Genomic DNA, 21,022 nt, shown 5'->3' with positions numbered 1-21,022 from the left:
TCATCTGGCGCCGCGGACGAGCGGCGAAATGACCTCACGCGCGCTCGAACAGCGTCGCGATGCCCTGACCGACGCCGATGCACAGCGAGGCGACCCCGACCTTGGCGCCGCGCGCGCGCATCGCATGCACGAGGGTGCACGCGATGCGCGCGCCCGAGCAGCCGATCGGGTGCCCGAGCGCGATCGCTCCGCCGCGGACGTTGACGCGCGCCGGGTCGAGCTCGAGCGCGCGCGAGCACGCGAGTGCCTGCGCCGCGAACGCCTCGTTGAGCTCGAAGAGGTCCACGTTGGGGACGCGCAGCCCGGTCCGCTGGAGGAGCTTCTTCACGGCCGGGATCGGCCCCTCCCCCATGAGGTTGGGATCCACCCCGGCGGTCGCCGTCGCGATCACCCGCGCGCGCGGCGTCGCGCCGGCGGCCTGCACGGCGTCGCCCGAGGCGAGCAGGAGGGCCGCGGCGCCGTCGTTGAGGGGCGACGAGTTGCCCGCCGTGACGGTCCCGCCCTCGCGGAAGGCGGGCCTGAGCTTCGACAGCGCCTCGAGCGAGGCGTCGGCGCGCACGCCCTCGTCGCGCTCGAACAGGACGGACTCGCCCTTCTTCTGGGGGACGAGCACGGGCACCACCTCGGCGGCGAAGCCCCCCGACTCCCAGGCGAGCGTGGCGCGCTCGTGGGAGAGGAGCGCGAACCGGTCCTGCTCGTCGCGGCTGATGCCGTGCTTCTTGGCCACGTTCTCGGCCGTCTCCCCCATCGACTGGAGCTCGAACCGCGCGGCCATCCGCGCGTTCGGATAGCGCCAGCCGAGCGTCGTATCGTAGACGGTCGGCGCGCTCCGCTCGAAGCGCTCGGCCTGCTTGGGCATCGTGAACGGCGCGCGCGTCATGCTCTCGACGCCCCCCGCGATCGCGCAGTCGGTCTCTCCGGTGGCGATCATCCGCGCGGCGTCGGCCACCGCCTCGAGCCCCGAGCCGCAGAGGCGGTTCACCGTGACGCCCGGGACCTCGTAAGGGAGGCCGGCGAGCAGCGCGGCCATGCGCGCGACGTTGCGGTTGTCCTCTCCGGCCTGGTTCGTCGCGCCGAAGACGACGTGATCGAGGCGCGGCGCGAGCGAAGGATTGCGACGCACGAGCGCGTCGAGGACGTGCGCCGCGAGGTCGTCGGGGCGGACCGTCGCCAGGGCGCCGGCGTAACGGGCGATCGGGGTCCGGACAGCGTCGACGACGAAGACAGGGCGCAGGGCAGCAGCCATGACGAGAGCGTAGCGTCGCCTGGTCAGCGCGCAGCGGGAGATCGCGCGCGCCCTGGAATCTCCGCTCGGCTCGGCTCGGCTCGGCTCGACTCGACTCGACTCGACTCGACTCGACTCGACTCGACTCGACTCGACGCGCGCCGCGCCGCGCCGCGCCGCGCCGGCGTCGATGTCGCGTGTGTCCGCCCGGTCACGCCAGGGGTGAGCACGGCGGCCGATCGAAACGCCCGGGCGGACGCCGACCGATCGGCCCGATCCGTCCTGCACAGGGTGAAGAGGCGGCGCGCAGCGGCTCAGTAGCTATCGCTGGATCCGCCCCCGCCGGAGCGACCGCCGCCGCCACCACCGAACCCGCCGCCGCCGCTGCGGCCGCCGCCGCCGCTGCGGCCGCCGCCGCCGCCTCGGAAGAGGATCGCCTGGAGGACGAGCCACAGGAACCAGCGGAAGGAGGGCGAGATCAGCGCGAGCACGAGCGCCGCCACGATGGCGACGACCGTCACGCCGACCTTGATCGGCGAGACCGGAGCGGGCGCCGGCCGGGCGTCGGGCGCCGGGCGCCGTTCCTCCTCGGGTGTCCCGGCGACGAGCGTCCTGGCGATCTCCGCCGTTCCCTGGTCGATGGCGTCGCGGAATCGATCCTGCCTGAGCAGCGGGTTGATGGTCTGCCGGATGATGTCGTTCGACTGGAGATCCGTGAGCGCTCCCCCCACGCCCTTGCCCGTCTCGATCCGGACGCGCCGCTCGTTCGGGGCGATCACGAGGAGAACGCCGTTGTCGGCCCCGCGCTGGCCGAGTTGCCAGGTGTTGAAGGCCTCGTAGGCGACGTCCTCGATCGTCTCGCCTTCGAGGGAGCCGACCACGAAGGCGACGATCTCGAACCCTGTCTCGCGGCGGATGCGATCGAGCTTCGCGTCGAGAGCGCGGAGGTCGGGCGGATCGAGCCGCCCGGCGGTGTCGACGACGTGCCCCGTGAGCGCCGGCGGCGCGAAGTCGGCCAGGGCCGGCCGCGCGACGAGCGCGCAGACCAGCGCGAACGCGGCCGCGACGGCCCTGGCCGCGGCGCGCAGCCGCGCCCCGCTCGCGCCGACCCGGCGCATCGCCGCGCCCCTCATCAGAACGAGACCTTCGGCGCCGACTGGACCTCGGGAGAGGCGGTGAAATAGACGCGCGGCTTGAACGGCTGGCCCGTCGCCTTGTTCACCACCTGGCCCCGGATCTTCAGGAGCTCCGCGTTGTACTCGCGCGCCGCCTGGTTGTACTCCTCGCGCGCCCGGAGGATCCGGTTCTCGATCCCCTCCAGCTGGACCTGGAGGCTGTGGAAGCCCTGGTTCGCCTTGAGATCAGGATATTGCTCCTGCACCATGAGGAGCCGCGAGAGCGAGCCGCTGAGCTGCTCCTGCGCCTTCTGGAAGGCCTGCACCTTCTCCGGATCCGTCAGATCGTCGGCGTTGAGCTGGACGCTGGTCGCGCGGGCGCGCGCCTCGGCGACGCTCGCCAGCGTCTGCTCCTCGTGCTTGGCCGACCCCTTCACGACGGCCACCAGGTTCGGGACCAGGTCGTAGCGCCGCTGGAGATTCGCCTCGAGATCGGACCATTTCTGGGCCGCGATCTGATCTTTCTCGACCAGCACGTCGTAGCGCTGGCAGCCGACGACGGACGTCATGACGGCGAGCACCGCCAGGAACAGGGAGGCCACCGCGAGGCGCTTCCGAAATGTCGATTTGTGAACAATCCGCATGACTGGCTCCAGGGTCGCTCGCATTACCCGCCGGGGTTGCGTCGCGAGGCGCCTTGCAAGACCCGGCCCCATGGCGCTCGCGGCGGGCTGGCGTGCTGCGGCGCGCCCGCGGCGTGATACCCTTTCCCTGTCGTGCCTTCGGTCGACGCGGTCCATGCGCCGCGCAGGAGAGCCTCAGGGAAGCCACACGCGTGGCACGCCGCCACAGTCGCCCATGACGATGAGCCACCGCCAGCGCATCGCAGCCCATTCGCTCAGCCCCGCAGCTTATGCGCCGTATGGCGACATCCTCATGGCCTCGCCGCACGGCGAGCCCGGCAGGCCTGCCAACCAGGGGACGGCGCGGCGCTTCGATCACCTCGCCGCGATCGAGAACCTCCGCCCCGGGCACGCCTCGCTGAACGTCTCGGTGTTCCGCTGCGCCCCGCGCTCGAGCTTCCCGCTCCCGATCGCCCTGCTCGAGAAGCACCCCGGCTCGACCCAGGCGTTCGTGCCGATGAACGCGCGGCGCTACCTCGTCGTCGTGGCCCTCGGCGGCGACAGGCCCGAGCTCACGACGCTCGGCGCCTTCATCGCCCACGGCGCCCAGGGCATCACCTATCGCCCCGGCGTGTGGCACCACCCCATGATCGCGCTCGACGCCGAGGCCGACTTCGTCTGCCTGGCCTGGGAGGACGGCTCTCCCGGCGACTGCGCCGTGGTCGAGTACGCAGAGGGCGAGCGGATCGCGGTCGCGATCGACCTGCTATAGAGGCGCCCCCCCGCCATGCGCCGCTCGACCCCCAATTGCTCGTTCGTCGCGCAGGAGCAGCGAAGGCTGCTCGCCGCGCTCGACTCCCTCGACGTCGCCGACGTCGCCCGCATCCTCGAGGAGTTCGTCACGGACGAGCGCAGGGCCCGGCTGCGCGGCGTCATCGCGGCGCGGCTCGACGCCGTCACCGTGGCCATGGATGCGCCGCACGATCCGCACAACGGGGCCGCCGTGCTCCGCTCCTGCGACGCATTCGGCTTGCAGCGGCTGCACATCATCGAGCGGGCCGAGCAGTTCCTTGTCTCGAACACGGTCTCGCGCGGCTCCGAGCGCTGGGTCGACGTGCGCACGCACGCGACCACCGAGGCCGCGGTCGCCGAGCTCCGCGCCTCGGGGCACGAGCTCGTGGCGACCCACCCGGAGGGCGAGCTCACCCCGCGCGACCTCTCGAGCATCCCCCGCCTCGCGCTGGTGCTCGGCAACGAGCGCGACGGCATCCGCCCCGACCTGGCCGCCGCCTGCGCCCGCGCCGTGCGCGTCCCCATGCGCGGCTTCGCGGAGAGCCTCAACGTGAGCGTCACCGCGGCGATCCTGCTCGAGCACGCGACGAACGGCCGTCCCGGCGACCTGCCGGAGCCCTACCAGATCACGCTCTACGCGCGCGCGCTCGTGCTCACCGTCCCCCACGCGGCGGAGATCCTGGCCGCGCGGGGCATGCGCCTGCCCCTGCCCCTCGGAGGAACGCCGCCCCCTCCCCCGAAGCCGCGCGGCCCCAAGCCGCGGAGGCCGCCCGCGCTCGACACGCGCAGCGCCGGCGCCCCGCGGGAGCCTGAAGGCGGATAACATGCAGCTCCCCATGCGAAGCCCCGGTCCCCCGCGGCGCGAGCCGCGCGCCCGTCGCGCCGCGGCGCGCCCGCCGGCGCATCACGGCCTCCGCGCGCGCCTCGCCCGCGCGGCGCGCGGCGCCGCCGCCCTCGCCCTGCTCCTCGCCGGCTGCATCGAGGTGCCGCCGCCCCCGCCCAGGCCGCCCCTCCAGCCGAAGGACATCAAGGTCCCCGAGGGCGTCGGGCTCGAGATCGCCTGCACACCGACGGGGGTCGAGCTCTGCTTCGACGCCCGCGACAACAACTGCAACGGCGTGATCGACGAGGGCTGCGGGCTCCACACCGGGATCCTCCAGTTCACGATCGCCTGGGAGGAGCCCGAGGCCGACGTCGATCTCAACGTCTATGACCCGGCGGGAGAGCTCGCGCGCGTCGGGGAGCCGACGGCGAGCGGCCTGATGAAGGACCGCGACTGCCCGCGCGTGAGCGGCGAATGCCAGGAGCAGAACGTGGAGAACGTCTTCCTCACCGAGGGCGAGCCGGCGCGGGGCCGCTACCGCGTCGTCGTGCGGCTCGACAAGCTGAACGACGCGACGGCCCCCATCCGCGTCCGCCTGAGCGCGCGGGTCGGCCAGCGCTCGTACAGCATGGCGCTCGATCTGTCTCCCTCCGCCGCGACCGAAGAGAAGAGCGTCGAGTTCACGCTCTGAGCCGCTCGCGCAGCGCACCCCGCCCGCGCCCCTCACGCGCCGCCCGCGCCCTCGCCGCGCGAGGAGCCCCAGCGCGCACCGACGTATCCGCCCTTGCAAGAATAGAAATCCGGCGAAGGAGCCCCGCGCGTTCCCGCGCCGCCGCGCGGTTGACGTCCGGCAGCCGCCCACCTTAAAAGATGTGGCCATTTTACACCTGGAGACGCCCCGCGAATGAATCCCACGTGGATGCTCACATTGCTCGTCGGCCTCTTCGCCGCCTTTGCGTGGAGCGCCAACCGGCGTTGGCAGCTCCTCAAGGTCGGGCGCGGGGAAGACCGGCTCGACCGGATCGCCGAGCGCCTCAAAGGCACCTGGGAGTACGCCTTCCGGCAACGGAAGATGGGTTACTACCCGCTCGCCGGGCTGGCGCATAAGCTCATCTTCTTCGGATTCCTGGTTCTCCTGCTCCGGACGCTGATCCTGTGGGGGCGCGGCATCGACCCCTCGTTCGATCTGTGGATCCTGGGGCACGAGCCGGTGCGGCTCCCGGGCATCGGCGCGGTGCCGCTCGGCGGGATCTACGAGTTCGTGAAGGACGTCATGGCCACGCTGGTCGTGATCGGCGCGCTCGTGTTCATCTACTACCGGGCGATCAAGCGCGAGCGGCGCATGACCCTGTCCGGCGAGGGGCTCCTCATCCTCGGCATCATCGTCACGATGATGGTGAGCGACATGCTCTATGACGGCGCCTCGCTCGTGCTCCACCACCGCTGGTCCACGGCGGCGTGCGGCCCCGCGGACGCGGCGCTCTGCGAGCGCGTCGCCACCGTGACGGCCCCGTTCGCGGGCGTCCCCGCGGACCCGGCGGCGCTCCGCTGGCACCTGTTCCCGGCCCCGGCGGGCTCGCTGTTCGCCGTCCTCCTGAGCGGCGTCGGCCCGGGGGCGCTCGTCGTGCTCGCGCACATCGGGTTCTGGACGCACGTCACGCTGGTGCTCGTGTTCCTGAACCTGCTCCCGCACTCGAAGCACTTCCACATCATCACGTCGATCCCGAACGTCTTCACGCGCAACATCGAGCCGCGCGGCCGGCTGCCGCTCGTCGCGGGCAGCGCCGAGGCGATCGGCGAGATGGTCATGAAGGCGGCCGAGGAGCCCGAGAAGGCCGCCCCGGTCGGCATCGCGCGCATCGAGGATTTCACCTGGAAGGCGATCCTCGACTTCTACACGTGCACCGAGTGCGGCCGCTGCAGCGACAACTGCCCGGCCCACAAGACGGGCAAGATCCTGAGCCCCAAGCAGCTCACCCTGGACCTGCGCGATCACCTGTACGGCCGAGAGGGAGAGTTCATCAACAGGCCGGGCGGCCCGCGGGGTGCGGCCGGCGACGGCCACGCGGCCCAGGCGAACGGGCAGGCCACCGACGGGGCGGCGGCGCAGGACGGCCAGGCGGCGGAGACGGCGGAGACGCAGGAGCGCGCGGAGCAGGCGGCCCCGGAGAACCCGGTCCCGGTCCCCGAGGTCGCGTACAAGCCGGTCGACCTCGTGGCGAACGTCGTCCATCCGGACGTGCTCTGGGCCTGCACGACGTGCCGGGCCTGCGAGGAGCAGTGCCCGGTGCTGATCAGCTACGTCGACAAGATCGTCTCCATGCGCCGCCACCTGGTCCTCGTGAAGGGCGAGTTCCCGGCGGAGCTCGGGAATCCGTTCAACGCGATGGAGGTCAACGGCAACCCCTGGAACCTCGCGCGCATCGACCGCGGCAACTGGGCCGAGGGGCTCGAGATCCCGACCATGGCCGACAAGCCGCAGGCCCCCGTGCTCTACTGGGTCGGCTGCGCGGCGAGCTACGACGACCGCGCGAAGAAGATCGCCCGCGCCACCGCCAGGCTCCTGAAAGCCGCCGGCGTCGATTTCGCCATCCTCGGCCAGGAGGAGACCTGCACCGGCGATCCGGCGCGCCGCGCGGGCAACGAGTACCTCTTCGCGATGCTCGCCGAGCAGAACGCCGCGACCCTGAACGGCTACAAGGAGCAGGGCGGCGTCCGGAAGATCGTCACGACCTGCCCCCACTGCTTCAACACGCTCGCGAACGAGTACCCCGACTTCGGCGCGAAGTTCGAGGTCGTGCACCACACCGACTTCCTGCTCGGCCTTGTCGCCGAGAAGAAGCTCGTCCCCAGCAAGCCGGTCGAGGGGAAGGTGGTCTTCCACGACTCCTGCTACCTCGGCCGATACAACGACGTGTACGAGCAGCCGCGCGACATCCTGAAGCGCATCCCCGGGCTAGAGCTCGTCGAGGCCGAGGGGTGGAACCGGCAGAAGGGGCTCTGCTGCGGCGCCGGCGGCGCGCAGATGTGGATGGAGGAGCAGAACAAGGACCGCGTGAACGTCAAGCGGACACTGCAGCTGCTCCAGACGGAGGCGAAGACCATCGCGACCGCCTGCCCGTTCTGCCAGACGATGATCACCGACGGCCTCAAGGATCAGTCCAAGGAGGAGTCGATCCGCCAGCTCGACGTCGTCGAGCTGCTCGAAGAGAGCTGCGCTCTCGACCGCTCGGCCGGCTCCCGCTCGGCCGCCGCCCAGGACGCCGCCGAGACGGCCGCGTCCGCCAGCGCCTGAACCTCCAGATTCCGTTGCCATTGCACGCTGGAGCGGTACGTCATGCAGGCCATGACGCGCCGCTCCAGCGTGTTCGCCTACATCTGCGCCCTGGAGCAGGCCTGATGGTGTTCAGGCACAGCCTTCTCGTGCGTCCCGTCTCGGCCTGAGCTAGATTCGGCCCTGCCGCCGGAGGTGGATGTGATTGAAGGCGCTCTGAAGGGGACCGCGAACCTGGACCCCTGCCCTACGCCGGAGGGGACCGCAAGTGCGGATTACCGGCTCACAGGGACACTGGCCCAACCGATTTGCGTCTCGGTCGACGCGATCGCCGACAACGCGCTGCGCGCGCGTCAAGCAGCCTCAGGCGCAACCGAGCACCGCTGCGACGTGTGCGACAGGGCCATCACGGGGGAGCCCCACGGGCGCGGCCTCTACGTGTGGTCGCGCGGCGACGAGCTCCGGTTCGAGGAGCCTGCGCTCTGCTGCCTCTGCTCGGTCGCCATCGGGGTGACCGCGCTGTCCGCCTGGAACGTGGAAGAAGAAGAGGGCTGATCGCCCGCGGCCTGCTCGAAGGCGCGGGCCGCACCGCCCTCCGGCGCCCGCCGGACGGATCACCCCACGTCAGAACGCCTCGCCGATCGCCAGGTTCACGGCGATGGGCAGCACATCGAACAGCTTGCCCGGCGGCCGCTCGTCCTCGGGCCAGCCTGCGGCTTCTGTCTCGTCGCAGACGCCGAGCACCTGCATGCAGGGGATGCGGTAGCCGACGTCGAAGCGCAGCGGTCCGACCGGCGTGACGTAGCGCAGCCCGAAGCCCGCCGAGAGGTGCAGGCGCTGCGCTCCCGAGCGGAACAGCCGGTGCTCCCGGGTGACATCGCCGGCGTCGGCGAAGATCACCGTACCGAAGCTCTCGCCGAGCGGTATCCGCAGCTCCAGGCTCGTCTCCCACAGCAGACGGCCTCCGATGGGGACCAGCGGCGCGTCCTCCTCGTCGGCGCTGTCGCCGGCCGTCAGGCTCGGCACGCGGGCGTGCGGGCCGACCTCGTTGTACCCGTATCCGCGGTTGCTTGTCGCGCCGCCGCTGAAGAACCCGCGGAACTGCATCAGCTGAAGATCGGCCCCCACGTCTCTCCGGCAACGGTCCCTGTCCACGCCCGCGAGCGCGTCGCACTGGGCAGGATCCACGGAGGCGTCGCCGTAGTCGCCCGTGAACAGCCACCCGGTCATCAGGCGGAAACCCAGCGTCCATCTCCTCGAAACAGGGAAGTAGGCGCGAAACTCGGGCTGAAGGCGGATGTCGCGCGCGGAGTGAAACCGCCTGTCCCGCTCGTCCCGCGCCTTCTCGCCGACCAGGGCCTCCGCGATCGCGGTGTCGAACCCCAGATAGCCGGCCAGCTGCGTGTCCAGCGCGATGTAATAGCCGTGATGGGGGGTGACCCTGTCGGGCTTCCCCGCCTCGTTCAGCCGGCGGTCATAGGACACGAGCGCCTGGAGGTAAGGGATGAAGAGGGTCCCGAACCCGGAGGGCAGCCGCGCCGAATTGTAGGTGAACGGGCTGTTCAGCTGGACGTTGTAGAGGAGGGCCGCGTTCAGGTCCGATTTCAGGAAGGGCCGCTCGATGCCGATGGAACCGACGTACTCGCGGTAGCCGACGATCGCGTGCTCCGGAGCCTCCTGGCCAGCGTCTGGTGCAGCTCCTGACTCCCCCTCGGCGCCCCCCTTGTCCGGCTTGGTGCAGAACTCACCTGTCTGGGGGCAGTAGAGCTTGAACGAGCCGCGCAGCACCGCGGCCGTGCGCCGCTCGATCGCCCCGGGCTGGCGGAGCTCGGACCGGAGCTGGATCTCCGGCAAGAGGCGGAACGTGTCCCCGAGCTCCTTGCCGAGCAGGTTCGAGAACTCCACCGGATAGAAGACGAGCCCCGGCCGGGCCTCGATGCTGAAGCGGCGCAGCCCCCCGAGGAAGTTGCGATCTTCCCACCCGGCGACGAGGTGCGCCTCGACGCGCGAGCCGACCTCGGCGCCTCCGCCGAGCTTCACGGCGCGCAGCGCGGACGGCTGCACGGAGAAGGTCACGGGGACGACCGGGTTCCTGGGCTGTCCGGGCGGCGCGAGCTCGGGCTTCACGGCGACGGAGCCGAACACGCCGAAGTCGGCGAGCGCCTGCTCTGCGTCCGCCAGATCCGCGGTCGAGAAGCGCTCGCCCTCCTCGATGCCGATCGCCGTCCTGACGGGCCCCTCGGGCAGCTCGCCGAGCCCCTCGAGCTTGACCTTGCCGAACCTGCACTCGGGGCCGAGCTCGATCGTGTAGCGGACCCGCGCCTCGTTCTTCACGAGGTCGACGTCGACGTGCCCCTCCACGTTCGCGTAGGCGAAGCCGCGATCGGTGAGGACCCGGAGCAGGTTCTTCTTGAGCTCCTCGTACCGGGCCTCGTCCAGGCGCTCGCCGACCTTGAGCTCGTCCTTCGCCTCGGTCACCGGCCGGCCGATGTCCCTGCCCTTCTCCAGGGTCCAGTCCCGCCACGCGAGATCCACCGACGCGATCTTCACCGGCGCGCCCTCGGAGACGACGATGCGCACCCGCACGCGCCCCTCCTTGCCGGGGCCGCCGAAGCGCTGCACCCGCGCCGCCCGCACCCGCGCTCCGTAGAACCCGCGCGCGCGGTAGTACCGCTCGATGCGGGCCAGGTCCCGCTCGAGGACGAACCGGTCGAAGCGCTCGTACTCGACCGTGAGCGCGTCCCAGACGCTCAGGATCGGCACGGGCTCGAGCGCGCCGCCGAGGAGGCGCGAGCTCTCGGCCGTCGCGATCCGCGCGGCGAGCTCGTCGCCGCTGATGACGTCGTCGCCCTCGAACGAGACGTCCTCGATGGCGCACCCGCTGAGGTCGGGACGCGTACACACCGGCGGTTGACGCGTGGCGGCACACGCGGAGGACCCGAGCACGGCGAACATCACGAGCGCTGCGGCGACGGGACGAGGCATCGGGACCTGGACAACGGAAGGAGAACTTTCGGCTGTGCCGGCCGAAGCGCAATCGCCCCGATGTGCGCGATGGCGAGGATTCAACGTCACGCCTGTGTTTTCGATATGCTGCGTCCGCTTCGGCCGCCGGGGGCCCCGCTCCAGTCTGGGCGGCCTTCGGAGAGCGGCGCGAGCGAGGGAGAGCCTACGAGATGGCAGAGCCGACGCAAAAGGAACCTGGTGCCGGTGGGTACCTCGGACATGGATTGGCGCACGAACCTGGGCCTCACGGGGTGCCCGCGAGCGCCGGCGCGCCGTCCGCGGGCCCGGCCCCCGAGGAGCGGCGTGGCGCCCTGAAGGCGCTCGTGGCGATCGGCGGTCTGGCCTGCGCCGGCGCGATCGCCGTACCGGCGGCGAGCTTCATCGCGGCGCCCGCCGCAGGCAGCGCCGGCGCCGCGGGCGGGCGCGAGCGCTGGGTCCGGGTCGGGCGCCTCGCGGACCTCCCGCCGGGCGAGCCGCGGCGGCTCAAGGTGATCGGCGAGGAGCGCGACGCCTTCACGGTCGCGAAGGACCAGATGCTCGGCGCCATCTGGGTCATCCGGGAGGGCGAGAAGATCCGCGCGATGAGCGCCACGTGCCCCCACCTCGGCTGCGGGATCGAGCTCAACGACGACAAGAAGAGCTTCAACTGCCCGTGCCACGCGTCGCGCTTCGGCCTGTCGGGTGTGCCTGAGACGGGGCCGTCCCCGCGCCCCATGGATCCGCTCGCGACGCGGGTCGTCGATGGATGGCTCGAGGTGGATTTCCGGCGCTACCGTGACGGGGTCGCCGAGCTCCAGGAGATCGCAGGATGAGCCTCGGCGACTGGCTGAACGAGCGCATAGGGCACCGCGAGCCGCTGCGCCGGTTCCTCGACGCGCCGATCCCCGGCGGCGCGCGCATCGGTTACGTGTGGGGAGGCGCGCTCGCGCTGCTGCTGCTCGTCGAGGTCGTCACGGGCGCGCTGCTCATGTCGGCGTACGCCCCGAGCGCGACAACGGCGTGGGCGAGCGTCGCGCACATCAACTTCACCCTGCGCGCCGGGTGGCTCATCCGAGGCCTCCACTACTTCGGAGCGCAGGCGCTCGTCATCTTGATCGCGATCCACGTGGCGCGGATCGCGCTCCACGGGGCGTACCGCGCGCCGCGCGAGATCGGCTGGTTCTTGACCCTCGGCCTGCTCGGCGTGATCCTCGGCTTCACCTTCACGGGCAACCCGCTCCCGTGGGACCAGGACGGCTACTGGGGCGCGCGCGTCGAGACCGGCATCATGGGCTCGGTCCCCGTGGTCGGGTCGTTCACGCAGCAGCTCGTCGTCGGCGGGAGCTCGCTCGGCCACCTGACGCTGACGCGGCTCTACGGCCTGCACGTCTTCGTGCTGCCGGCGGTCATGGCCTTGCTGCTCGCCGCGAGCTTCGCGCAGTTCCGCAGGCACGGCTTCGGCACGCCGCACGGCGCCGACCTCGGCAAGGCGGATCGGTTCTTCCCGAAGCAGCTCGGCCTGATCCTGCTGGCCGTGGCGCTCGTGCTGGTCGTCGTGTTCGATCTCGCGGCCATGGAGCACGGCGCCCCGCTCGAGGCGCCGGCGGATCCCGTCAGCGACTACAACGCCCGCCCCGCCTGGTACTTCCGCCCGCTCTTCGAGCTGCGCAAGTACTTCCCTGGCTCGTTGGAGCTCATCGCGACCGTCGGCCTGCCGGGGGTGGTCGGGCTGTACCTTGCGCTGCTGCCGTTCATCGACAGGAAGCCCGGCCCGCTCCGGGCGCGGCTGCCGGCGCTCGCGCCGCTGTTCCTGATCGGCCTCGGGGCCGTCGGCCTGCTGGCGACGTCGTTCGTGAAGGACGCGAAGGACGAGGGCTTCCAGCGCTCGGAGGCGCAGAGCGCCGCGCGGACGGCGCGCGCGGTGGCGCTGTTCAAGCAAGGCGTCCCGCCCGAGGGGGCGCTCGCGATGCTCCGGAACGACCCGGAGACGCGCGGCGAGGACCTCTACAAGAAGGAGTGCGCGAGCTGCCACCGGCTCAACGATCTCGGGCCGCCCAAGGACAAGCAGACGGCGCCGGACCTCACCGGGTTCGGGACGAAGGCCTGGGCGCTCGAGGTGCTGAGGGATCCCGACGCCGACCACCTCTTCGGCAAGACGGCGTTCAAGGAGATGATGCCGTCGGCGGTGAAGCCGCCCGCGGATCCCGAGGCGGCGAAGGTGTTCACGCCGATGAGCGAGGCCGACCAGGAGACGATCGCCGCGTTCCTCGAGGGGCAGGCGCGCGGGGAGCCCGGCGCCGGGACGCCCGGCGAGAAGATGGTCCGGCAGCGGTGCACGAGCTGCCACCGGCTCGACGGCAAGACCGACGACGAGGAGTCGGCCGCCCCCGAGCTCCGCGGCTGGGCCTCGGTCGCGTGGATCGAGGCGCAGATCACGAACCCCGGCAGCGGCAAGGCCTACCCGCCGGCCGCGATGGCGAAGGACCTGGAAGGCCACATGCCGGCGTTCGAGGAGAAGCTCTCCGCGAACGACCGGAAGGTCCTCGCCGCCTGGGTGTACCGCCGCGGCCGCGGTGAGCCCGGGGCGACGGTCGCCGCCAAGGCGCCCGACAAGAAGCCCTGAGCGAGCCGCCCGCCGGCGCTCGCTGCCCCGCCCTTTCCTCCTCTCGATCCCCTTCTCGATGAGCGCCGCCGCGGCGCGCGCGCGGCTCGTGGACGCCCGCGCGGCCCGTGGACGCGCGCCGATCCGTTCGGGTCAAGGCGCGCTCTGACAGGCGCTCGCGCGGGCGCGCCGGCGCGACGGGCCGGCACGCGCGGTGCTGCGCGTCCCGGAGGGAGGGTCGGTGGCGACATTGTGCACGGTCGCCTCCACGCCGGCGTGCGCGTGGCGCTCGCCTCGATCGCAGACAGCGGTCGTGCCCCAGAAAGAGCAGGACCCGTGGACCTGGATGCGGCTGTGAAGCACCACTTCCTGTGGATCGCGGGCACGATGATCGCGTCCGCCGCCTACTTTCAGGCGTCGGGGGTGTCTCACTTGATCGGGAGGACGATCATCCCGGACAGAGCCACGAGGCTCTCTTCCTTGCCCCCGGCGCCCCACCGCGCGCCGCGCGACGGCCTCCACGCGACGAGCGCTGAAGCGATCCTCCAGCGCAACCCGTTCGACTCGGCGACGGGGCCGCTCCTCCCGCCCCCGGGCGGCGCGCCCGAGGAGCGCGCGCCCGCGGCGCACGGCGATCCGTGGAGCGATCCGACCTGCGACGCCGGACGCGTGGTGCTGATCGCGGCGTCGCAGGACGCCGCGTGGTCGTTCGCGGCCATCGAGGGCCCCGACGGGCAGACGCAGCTCCGCCGGCTCGGCGGCGACGCGGCGGGGGGCACGCTCACGCGCATCGCGTGGGACCGCGTCTGGATCACCGCGGGCGGCGCCCGCTGCCAGATGCAGCTCGGGAAGGCCGGGAAGAGCGCGCGCGAGGAGGCGCCCGCGCCGCAGCCCCGGCCTCAGGCGAGGCCGGTCGGGAGCGACAACAGCCTGAACTCGATCCCGCCGGAGATCGCCGCCCGCATCCGGCGGGTGAGCGCCACGGAGTTCAACGTCGACCGCGCGGCGGTCGATCAGATCCTCGAGCAGCAGGCGCTCCTCATGCGCTCCGCCCGGGTGACCCCGGAGCGACGAGGAGACCAGGTCGTCGGGCTGAAGCTCAGGATCAGGCGAGGCTCGCTGCTGGAGACGCTCGGGCTGGAGAGCGGAGACACCCTGAGGTCGATCAACGGCTTCGACGTCACCGATCCCCAGAAGGCGCTGGAGGCGTACGCGCGGCTCCGGACCGCGGACCGCCTGTCCGTCGCGATCGAGCGCGGCGGACAGCTGATGACGGTCGACTTCAACATCCGCTGAGGACCCGGGCCGGGCGCGCGCGGAGCTCAGCCGAAGGCGTCGACGGTCGCCCTGGCCGCCTGGCCCGAGAGCGACGGCGGCGCGATCGCCTCCCACCACGCCGCCGCGTGCTGCTCGGTCCAGTCGGCGTCCATGCGGAGCGCGGCGAGCCGCTCGGACAGCTCGCGCGCCGACTGCGGCCGCCGCGCGGGGTCCTTCTCGAGGCAGTCGAGCACGATGCGGTCGAGCGCGGGCGGGATCGCGCGCGCCGCGCGCTTCGAAGGCGCGACGGGCGCCTCCGTCGCGTGGAGCAACATCGTCTTCATCGCCGTCTCGGCGTCGAACACGAGGGCGCCGGTGAGCAGCCAGTAGGCGACGCACCCGAGCGCGTAGATGTCGGTCCGGCCGTCGATCGGGCGGTCGCCCAGCACCACCTCCGGGGCCATGAACGCGGGCGTGCCGGTGATCGCGTTGTCCGCCGTCAGCTTGGAGGGATCCGCGTCTTTCCTGCGCTGGGCCACGAGGCCGAAGTCGAGCACCTTCAAGAAGTCGAGATCTGCGCCGTAGCGGCACAGGAAGAGGTTGGCGGGCTTGATGTCGCGGTGCACGAAGAGGGCCTTGTGCGCCTCGTGGAGCGAGTGGCAGGCCTGCCGGAGCAGGTGGACCACGCGCGCGGGCGGCTGCGGGCCGTCCAGCTTGACGAGGGTCTCGAGGTCCATGCCGTCGAGCAGCTCCATCACGTAGTAGAACGACCCGTCGCGGGCGACGCCGAAGTCGAAGATGCCGATCGTGTGCGGCGATCGGAGCGCGGCGGTCGCCTGGGCCTCGCGCTCGAACCGCGCCTTCGCGTTGCCGTTGCTCGATGGCTCGCCCTGGAACGCCTCGGGCCGGATCAGCTTCACGGCCGCGGGGCGGGCGAGCATCCGGTGCTTCGCCCGCCACACCTCGCCCATGCCGCCGCCGCCGAGCCGCTCGACGAGCCGGTAGCTGCCGAGCTCCCGCGCCGCGTCGAGCTTGCGCCCGAGCCCGAAGACGACGCGCGACACGAGGACGGAGAGCGCGAGCGCGATGACGCTCGGGAAGAAGCGGCGGAGCATCGCCTCGCCCGAGGGCGGCTCCATGAAGCCCGAGCGGACGAGCACCCAGAGGCAGGCCGGATCGGTGAGGATCGCCAGCGTCGAGGTGAACAGCGTGCGCACGCTCGGGGCGGGGACGATGATGGGAAACATGAGCACCCAGACGGCCACCGGCGGCCATCCCGGCAACACCGGCCCCTCCGGCCACGGCTGCGCGTTGGAGATGACCGAGAGCAGCGCGGCGCCCAGGATCTTGTAGGCGAACGAGAGATCGACGATCCGCGGCGGCGACAGGAGCCCCTTCCGCGCGATGACGAAGAGCGCGGCCGAGACCAGCATGAACGGCAGGAAGACCGCGACGCGGATCGGGGAAGGGCCGAGCTCGAGGCCCGGGATGAGCTCCGACACGACGAAGCCGAGGGCGCCCGCGACGATCGTGCAGAGCGCCATCCACGCGACGCGCCTCGTCGCCTCCTGCTCGAGGTCCGGGGGGAGGCGCGGCGACAGCCACTCCCAGCGCTGCCTCGCGCAGGTCTTGCTGGCGTCGGGGCCGAGGAAGACGGTCTCGCTCATCGAGTCGCGCGCGCGGCCCACGGCCGCGTCGGTCTGCTCTAGGGGAGGAGGAAGGCGGCGGGAATAGAAGAGTCGCGCGAGGCGCGCGCCTCTCGGCACGCGCACGGCCGGGCGTCTTCGCGTGCGGGCGGACTCGACTCGGCCAACCCGCGCGAGGGAGCGTTACTTGATGAAGACCTGCGCGGCCGCGATCCCCGCGCCCTTCGTCGCCTTGAGGATCACCTTGCCCGGACCGCCGATCGGCAGGGGGTTCTTCCAGCAGCCGGAGGCCTTGCCGCCGAGCGTCGCCGCGGCGCCGGTGGTGCTGTCCTGCGCGAGCACGACGGGCGGCAGCGCGGGCGCGGGCTGCGAGACGAGCTGGATGTCGAGCTCCTGGACCCCGAGGCCGATGCCGACGACCGTGTAGCACTTGCCGGGCGAGATGTTGATCTGCTGCTCGAGCGCCTGGCCCTCCTGGAACTGCCCCGCGAACGGCCCGCCGTCCGGCTTCATCCCCGGGGCCTCCGTCGTGCCCATCCCCTGCAGGATCGGCGTCGCGGCCACCGCGGCGACCGGCGGGATCGGCGTGGCGGCGGAGCCCGCGGGCGCGGCGGTGGTGGTGGGCGTGGGCACCGCCGTCGCCGGCGTGGTCGGCACGGCGGAGGCGCACCACTGGCCCGGAGGGCACGGGTTGTTCGGGTCGATCGTCGGCTCGGGGGTCGACGAGCACGCGAGCGCTCCGAGCGCGGCGAGGGAGAGCGGGAGTACGTGGAAGACACGCATCATGAGAATGCTCCTTCGATGGGCATGAGCTCGCCCGATCGCAGAACGAGTGCCAGCGCTTCTTACACCGGCTGCGGTTCGACGTGTGGGCCGAGCTCACGGAGCAGCGATCTCTACAGCGCGCGGGGTGCAACCCGAGCGCAACGGGCGCAACGGGCGCAACGGGCGCAACGGGCGCAACGGGCGCAACGGGCGCAAACGGATGCAACCGGACGCAAGCCGAACGCAACCGCGCCGCTTTGCGCCCCGCGCGTGGCGTGCTACCGAAGTCGGGCACGCGTGGTCTTGCAATCCCGAGTAGCTAAACTATACACGTGATCCGCGTCATCTGCGTGGGGACGGCAGTGCGCGCCCAGTGGCGGACTCCGCAGCGTGCCTTGCCTCCTGGCCACCTCTGGCCCGGGCGGCGTGCTCACGCCGCACAGGGCCCGAGCCGCTGCATCCTGTGCGCCCGGCGTCGTCGCGCGGACAACGCGCATCGCCGGAGCAGCCAGCAGCCATGAGCCAGGATCAAAAGCCCCCTCCCGCCGAAGGCAGCGCCCTCTGGTACAAGGACGCCATCATCTACGAGGTCCATGTCCGCGCGTTCAGCGACTCGAACGCGGACGGCATCGGCGACTTCGAGGGGCTCGTCGACAAGCTCGATTACCTCCAAGATCTCGGCGTCACCGCGATCTGGCTCCTGCCCTTCTACCCCTCGCCGCTGCGCGACGGCGGATACGACATCGCGGACTACGCCAACATCAACCCGTCTTACGGGACCCGGCGCGAGTTCGCCCGCCTCCTGCGCGAGGCGCACCGCCGCGACATCCGGGTCATCACCGAGCTCGTCCTGAACCACACCTCGAACGAGCATGAGTGGTTCCAGCGGGCGCGGACCTCGCCCAAGGGCTCGCGCTGGCGCGATTTCTACGTGTGGAGCGACACGCCGCACCGCTACAAGGACGCCCGGATCATCTTCAAGGACTTCGAGACATCGAACTGGGCCTGGGATCCGGTCGCCAACGCCTATTACTGGCACCGCTTCTACTCCCACCAGCCCGACCTCAACTTCGAGAACCCGGACGTCCACGCCGCCGTCTTCAAGGTGGTCGATTTCTGGCTGGAGATGGGCGTCGACGGGCTCCGGCTCGACGCCGTGCCGTACCTCTACGAGCGCGAGGGGACGAACTGCGAGAACCTGCCGGAGACGCACGAGTTCTTGCGGAAGCTCCGGCGCCACATCGACGCGAATTTCGCCGATCGCATGCTCCTCGCGGAGGCCAACCAGTGGCCCGCCGACGCCGCGGCGTACTTCGGGAGCGGCGACGAGTGCCACATGAACTTCCACTTCCCGCTCATGCCCAGGATGTTCATGGCGGTCGAGCTCGAGGACAGCTTCCCGATCGTCAACATCCTGAAGCAGACGCCCGTTGTCCACGAGACCTGTCAGTGGGCGACGTTCCTCCGGAACCACGACGAGCTGACGCTCGAGATGGTGACCGACGAGGACCGGGACTACATGTACCGCGTCTACGCGCAGGAGCACACCGCGCGCATCAACCTGGGCATCCGCCGGCGGCTCGCCCCGCTCATGAAGACGCGGCGCAGGATCGAGCTGATGAACGCGCTGCTCTTCTCGCTGCCGGGGACCCCCGTCCTTTACTACGGCGACGAGATCGGGATGGGCGACAACATCTATCTCGGCGATCGCGACGGGGTGCGCACGCCGATGCAGTGGAGCGCCGATAGGAACGCCGGGTTCTCCAGGGCGAACCCGCAGAAGCTCTATCTGCCGATCATCATCGACCCCGAGTACCACTACGAGGCGATCAACGTCGAGGCGCAGCAGCAGAACCCGGCTTCGCTCCTCTGGTGGATGAAGCGGCTCATCACCCTGCGCAAGCAGAACAAGGTGCTCGGCCGCGGGACGATCGAGTTTTTGCACCCGGACAACAGCAAGGTGCTCGCGTTCATCCGCGCGCACGCGGACGAGCGGCTGCTCATCGTCGCGAACCTCTCTCGGTACGCGCAGCACGTCGAGCTCGATCTCGCGCGCTTCGAGGGCATGGTGCCTGTCGAGCTGTTCGGCAGGAGCCGCTTCCCGGAGATCACGAGCCGCGGTTACTCCCTGTCGCTCGGTCCGCACGACTTCTTCTGGTTCGCGCTGGAGCCGGCGACGCCGGCGACCTCCGCGGGCGACGCCGAGGCGGCGCCCGCGATCGCGACGAAGGGCTCGTGGCGGGCGCTCCTCTCCCCGGAGGGGCGCAGGGTGCTCGAGCCGGCGCTCGGGAAGTTCATCGCGGCGCGGCGCTGGTTCCGCGGCAAGGCGCGCACGCGGCGCGCCACGACCCTCGCGGACGTCATCCCGATCCTGCGCGGCGAGCAGACCGCGGCGGAGCACTACCTCCTGCTCGCGCGCGTCGAGTACACGGACGGCTCGCCGGAGACGTATGTCGTGCCGATCGGCTTCGCCACGGGCGAGCACGCGCGGACGCTCGCGACGCGCGCGCGCCACGCGGTGATCGCGGACGTCACGATCCGCGATCCCGAGCCGGAGAGCGCGGCGGCGCCGGAGGGCGTCCTCTACGACGCGCTGGCGACCCCGGAGTTCGCCGCGCTCGTCCTCGCCGCGATCCGGGCGCAGGGGGTCGCGACGGGCTCCTTCGGCGAGCTCCACGCGCTGCCGCTCGGGACGACGCTCGAGACGCTCGGCGCCGAGGGAGAGCTCCCGGCGCGCATCTCCGAGACCGAGCAGAGCAACACGACCATCATCTACGGCGACAAGCTCCTCCTCAAGATCTTCCGGCAGGTCGAGGAGGGCATCAACCCGGAGCTCGAGATCGGCCGGTACCTGACGGAGCACCAGTTCCCTTCCACGGCGCGGCTCGCCGGGGCGATCGAGTACCAGGCCCGCGGCCGCGAGGCGACCACGGTGGCGATGCTCCAGGAGTACGTGCAGAGCCAGAGCGACGCGTGGACGAGCACGCTCGAGGCGCTGAACCGCTTCTTCGAGCGGGTGCTCGCCGACGAGACGGCGAAGGGGGGCGCGCCGCCGGTGCCGGCCGGCACGCTGGTCGACGCGTCGCGCGCGACGCCGCCGCCGCTCGTGAACCAGCTGATGGGCACCGAGCTCGTGAGGATGCGGCTGCTCGGCGAGCGCACAGCGCAGCTCCACCTCACGCTCGGCAAGCACAGCAAGGACCCCGCGTTCGGGCAGCAGTCGTTCTCGACGCTGCACCAGCAGTCGATCTTCCAGTCGGCGCACGGCATGCTCGCGCGCACCTTCGCGCTGCTGAGGAAGCGCGAGCGCTCGCTCCCCGAGAGCGTGCGGGAGCAGGTGTCGGCGATGCTGCCGCGCGAGGCCGAGATCAACGCGAAGCTCCAGCAGATCGTGTCGAGGAAGTTCGACATCCCCCGCATCCGGACGCACGGCGACTTCCACCTCGGCCAGGTGCTCTCGACGGGCGACGACTTCATCCTGATCGATTTCGAGGGGGAGCCGGCGAGGCCGCTGAGCGAGCGCCGCTACAAGCGCGGCCCGCTCCGGGACGTGGGCGGGATGCTGCGCTCGTTCGACTACGCCGGCGCCTCGGCGCTCCGGGACGCTCGCCTCCGGCCGGAGGACGTCGCCGTCCTCAAGCCGTGGACCGACGCCTGGGTGACGTGGATCTCCGCGAGCTACCTCGCGGGATACATGGAGACGGTCACGCGCGCTCAGGCGACCGCAGAGCCGCGGACCGACGAGACGGCGCCGTACGTGCCCGCGAGCGACGCGGACACGGTGCTCCTCATCGACTTCTACATGCTCGAGAAGTGCATTTACGAGGTCGGCTACGAGCTCAACAACCGGCCTGACTGGCTGGACATCCCGCTGCGCGGGCTGGAGCGTCTGATCACGCCCAGAGCATAGGAGCG

The 21,022-nt window shown here is 71.4% G+C and carries 15 protein-coding genes; 9 read left to right on the top strand and 6 right to left on the bottom strand.

Annotation, left to right across the window (positions count from 1 at the left end; all coding sequences use genetic code 11):
* Window positions 1–34: 34 nt before the first annotated feature.
* The 3 genes from WMF22_RS02045 to WMF22_RS02035 form a co-directional block, all read right to left on the bottom strand.
* The gene (locus WMF22_RS02045) at window positions 35–1,246 is read right to left on the bottom strand and encodes a thiolase family protein (RefSeq protein ID WP_438034663.1); all 1,212 of its coding nucleotides are present in this window, start codon (window positions 1,244–1,246) and stop codon (window positions 35–37) included.
* Between the two features lie 293 nt (window positions 1,247–1,539).
* On the bottom strand, window positions 1,540–2,343 hold the full coding sequence (locus tag WMF22_RS02040) for a TPM domain-containing protein (protein ID WP_438034662.1): 804 nt from the start codon (window positions 2,341–2,343) through the stop codon (window positions 1,540–1,542).
* 14 nt (window positions 2,344–2,357) lie between these two features.
* On the bottom strand, window positions 2,358–2,984 hold the full coding sequence (locus tag WMF22_RS02035; protein ID WP_437297458.1) for a LemA family protein: 627 nt from the start codon (window positions 2,982–2,984) through the stop codon (window positions 2,358–2,360).
* 214 nt (window positions 2,985–3,198) lie between these two features.
* On the opposite strand from WMF22_RS02035, the gene WMF22_RS02030 reads away from it, so the two are divergent.
* The 5 genes from WMF22_RS02030 to WMF22_RS02010 all read left to right on the top strand — a co-directional run bounded on the left by WMF22_RS02030 (window position 3,199) and on the right by WMF22_RS02010 (window position 8,407).
* The gene (locus tag WMF22_RS02030; protein ID WP_437297457.1) at window positions 3,199–3,735 is read left to right on the top strand and encodes an ureidoglycolate lyase; all 537 of its coding nucleotides are present in this window, start codon (window positions 3,199–3,201) and stop codon (window positions 3,733–3,735) included.
* A gap of 15 nt (window positions 3,736–3,750) precedes the next feature.
* Window positions 3,751–4,578 carry a TrmH family RNA methyltransferase gene (locus WMF22_RS02025; RefSeq protein WP_437297456.1) on the top strand — a complete coding sequence of 276 codons (828 nt, stop codon included), beginning with the start codon at window positions 3,751–3,753 and terminating at the stop codon, window positions 4,576–4,578.
* 13 nt (window positions 4,579–4,591) lie between these two features.
* On the top strand, window positions 4,592–5,269 hold the full coding sequence (locus tag WMF22_RS02020; RefSeq protein WP_438034661.1) for a hypothetical protein: 678 nt from the start codon (window positions 4,592–4,594) through the stop codon (window positions 5,267–5,269).
* Between the two features lie 228 nt (window positions 5,270–5,497).
* Window positions 5,498–7,873, top strand: a complete 2,376-nt coding sequence (locus tag WMF22_RS02015) for a (Fe-S)-binding protein (protein ID WP_437297454.1) — start codon at window positions 5,498–5,500, stop codon at window positions 7,871–7,873.
* Between the two features lie 369 nt (window positions 7,874–8,242).
* A complete protein-coding gene (locus WMF22_RS02010) occupies window positions 8,243–8,407 on the top strand; it encodes a hypothetical protein (RefSeq protein WP_437297453.1) in 165 nt (54 codons plus the stop codon).
* Window positions 8,408–8,476: 69 nt separating this feature from the next.
* On the opposite strand, the gene WMF22_RS02005 is transcribed toward WMF22_RS02010, so the two are convergent.
* A complete protein-coding gene (locus WMF22_RS02005) occupies window positions 8,477–10,837 on the bottom strand; it encodes an autotransporter assembly complex protein TamA (protein ID WP_437297452.1) in 2,361 nt (786 codons plus the stop codon).
* Between the two features lie 272 nt (window positions 10,838–11,109).
* Here WMF22_RS02005 and WMF22_RS02000 point away from each other — a divergent pair, with 272 nt between their 5' ends.
* The 3 genes from WMF22_RS02000 (at window position 11,110) to gspC (ending at window position 14,735) form a co-directional block, all read left to right on the top strand.
* Window positions 11,110–11,670 carry a ubiquinol-cytochrome c reductase iron-sulfur subunit gene (locus WMF22_RS02000; RefSeq protein ID WP_437297451.1) on the top strand — a complete coding sequence of 187 codons (561 nt, stop codon included), beginning with the start codon at window positions 11,110–11,112 and terminating at the stop codon, window positions 11,668–11,670.
* Window positions 11,667–13,460 (top strand): cytochrome b N-terminal domain-containing protein, encoded by a 1,794-nt coding sequence (locus tag WMF22_RS01995; protein WP_438034660.1) that lies wholly within the window; start codon window positions 11,667–11,669, stop codon window positions 13,458–13,460. The genes WMF22_RS02000 and WMF22_RS01995 overlap by 4 nt, the downstream gene beginning before the upstream one ends.
* 315 nt (window positions 13,461–13,775) lie before the next feature.
* The gene (gene gspC / locus WMF22_RS01990) at window positions 13,776–14,735 is read left to right on the top strand and encodes a type II secretion system protein GspC (RefSeq protein WP_437297449.1); all 960 of its coding nucleotides are present in this window, start codon (window positions 13,776–13,778) and stop codon (window positions 14,733–14,735) included.
* A 26-nt stretch (window positions 14,736–14,761) separates the two neighbouring features.
* On the opposite strand, the gene WMF22_RS01985 is transcribed toward gspC, so the two are convergent.
* Entirely contained in the window at window positions 14,762–16,468 is a 1,707-nt protein-coding gene (locus WMF22_RS01985; protein WP_438034659.1) for a serine/threonine-protein kinase, read from the bottom strand.
* Window positions 16,469–16,525: 57 nt separating this feature from the next.
* On the bottom strand, window positions 16,526–17,128 hold the full coding sequence (locus WMF22_RS01980) for a hypothetical protein (protein ID WP_012232997.1): 603 nt from the start codon (window positions 17,126–17,128) through the stop codon (window positions 16,526–16,528).
* A gap of 496 nt (window positions 17,129–17,624) precedes the next feature.
* On the opposite strand from WMF22_RS01980, the gene treS reads away from it, so the two are divergent.
* On the top strand, window positions 17,625–21,017 hold the full coding sequence (treS, locus tag WMF22_RS01975; protein ID WP_438034658.1) for a maltose alpha-D-glucosyltransferase: 3,393 nt from the start codon (window positions 17,625–17,627) through the stop codon (window positions 21,015–21,017).
* The last annotated feature ends 5 nt before the right edge of the window (window positions 21,018–21,022 follow it).

The organism is Sorangium sp. So ce204 (assembly GCF_051526795.1).
GTDB lineage: Bacteria > Myxococcota_A > Polyangia > Polyangiales > Polyangiaceae > Sorangium > Sorangium cellulosum_B.
The sequence above is the reverse complement of the archived record's forward strand: the minus strand, read 5'-3'. Positions and strand labels throughout refer to the sequence as shown.

Coding starts and splice junctions, on each gene's coding strand:
- WMF22_RS02045 (WP_438034663.1), bottom strand. CDS start 1,246: ATGGCTGCTGCCCTGCGCCCTGTCTTCGTCGTCGACGCTGTCCGGACC.
- WMF22_RS02040 (WP_438034662.1), bottom strand. CDS start 2,343: ATGCGCCGGGTCGGCGCGAGCGGGGCGCGGCTGCGCGCCGCGGCCAGG.
- WMF22_RS02035 (WP_437297458.1), bottom strand. CDS start 2,984: ATGCGGATTGTTCACAAATCGACATTTCGGAAGCGCCTCGCGGTGGCC.
- WMF22_RS02030 (WP_437297457.1), top strand. CDS start 3,199: ATGACGATGAGCCACCGCCAGCGCATCGCAGCCCATTCGCTCAGCCCC.
- WMF22_RS02025 (WP_437297456.1), top strand. CDS start 3,751: ATGCGCCGCTCGACCCCCAATTGCTCGTTCGTCGCGCAGGAGCAGCGA.
- WMF22_RS02020 (WP_438034661.1), top strand. CDS start 4,592: ATGCGAAGCCCCGGTCCCCCGCGGCGCGAGCCGCGCGCCCGTCGCGCC.
- WMF22_RS02015 (WP_437297454.1), top strand. CDS start 5,498: ATGCTCACATTGCTCGTCGGCCTCTTCGCCGCCTTTGCGTGGAGCGCC.
- WMF22_RS02005 (WP_437297452.1), bottom strand. CDS start 10,837: ATGCCTCGTCCCGTCGCCGCAGCGCTCGTGATGTTCGCCGTGCTCGGG.
- WMF22_RS01995 (WP_438034660.1), top strand. CDS start 11,667: ATGAGCCTCGGCGACTGGCTGAACGAGCGCATAGGGCACCGCGAGCCG.
- WMF22_RS01980 (WP_012232997.1), bottom strand. CDS start 17,128: ATGATGCGTGTCTTCCACGTACTCCCGCTCTCCCTCGCCGCGCTCGGA.
- treS (WP_438034658.1), top strand. CDS start 17,625: ATGAGCCAGGATCAAAAGCCCCCTCCCGCCGAAGGCAGCGCCCTCTGG.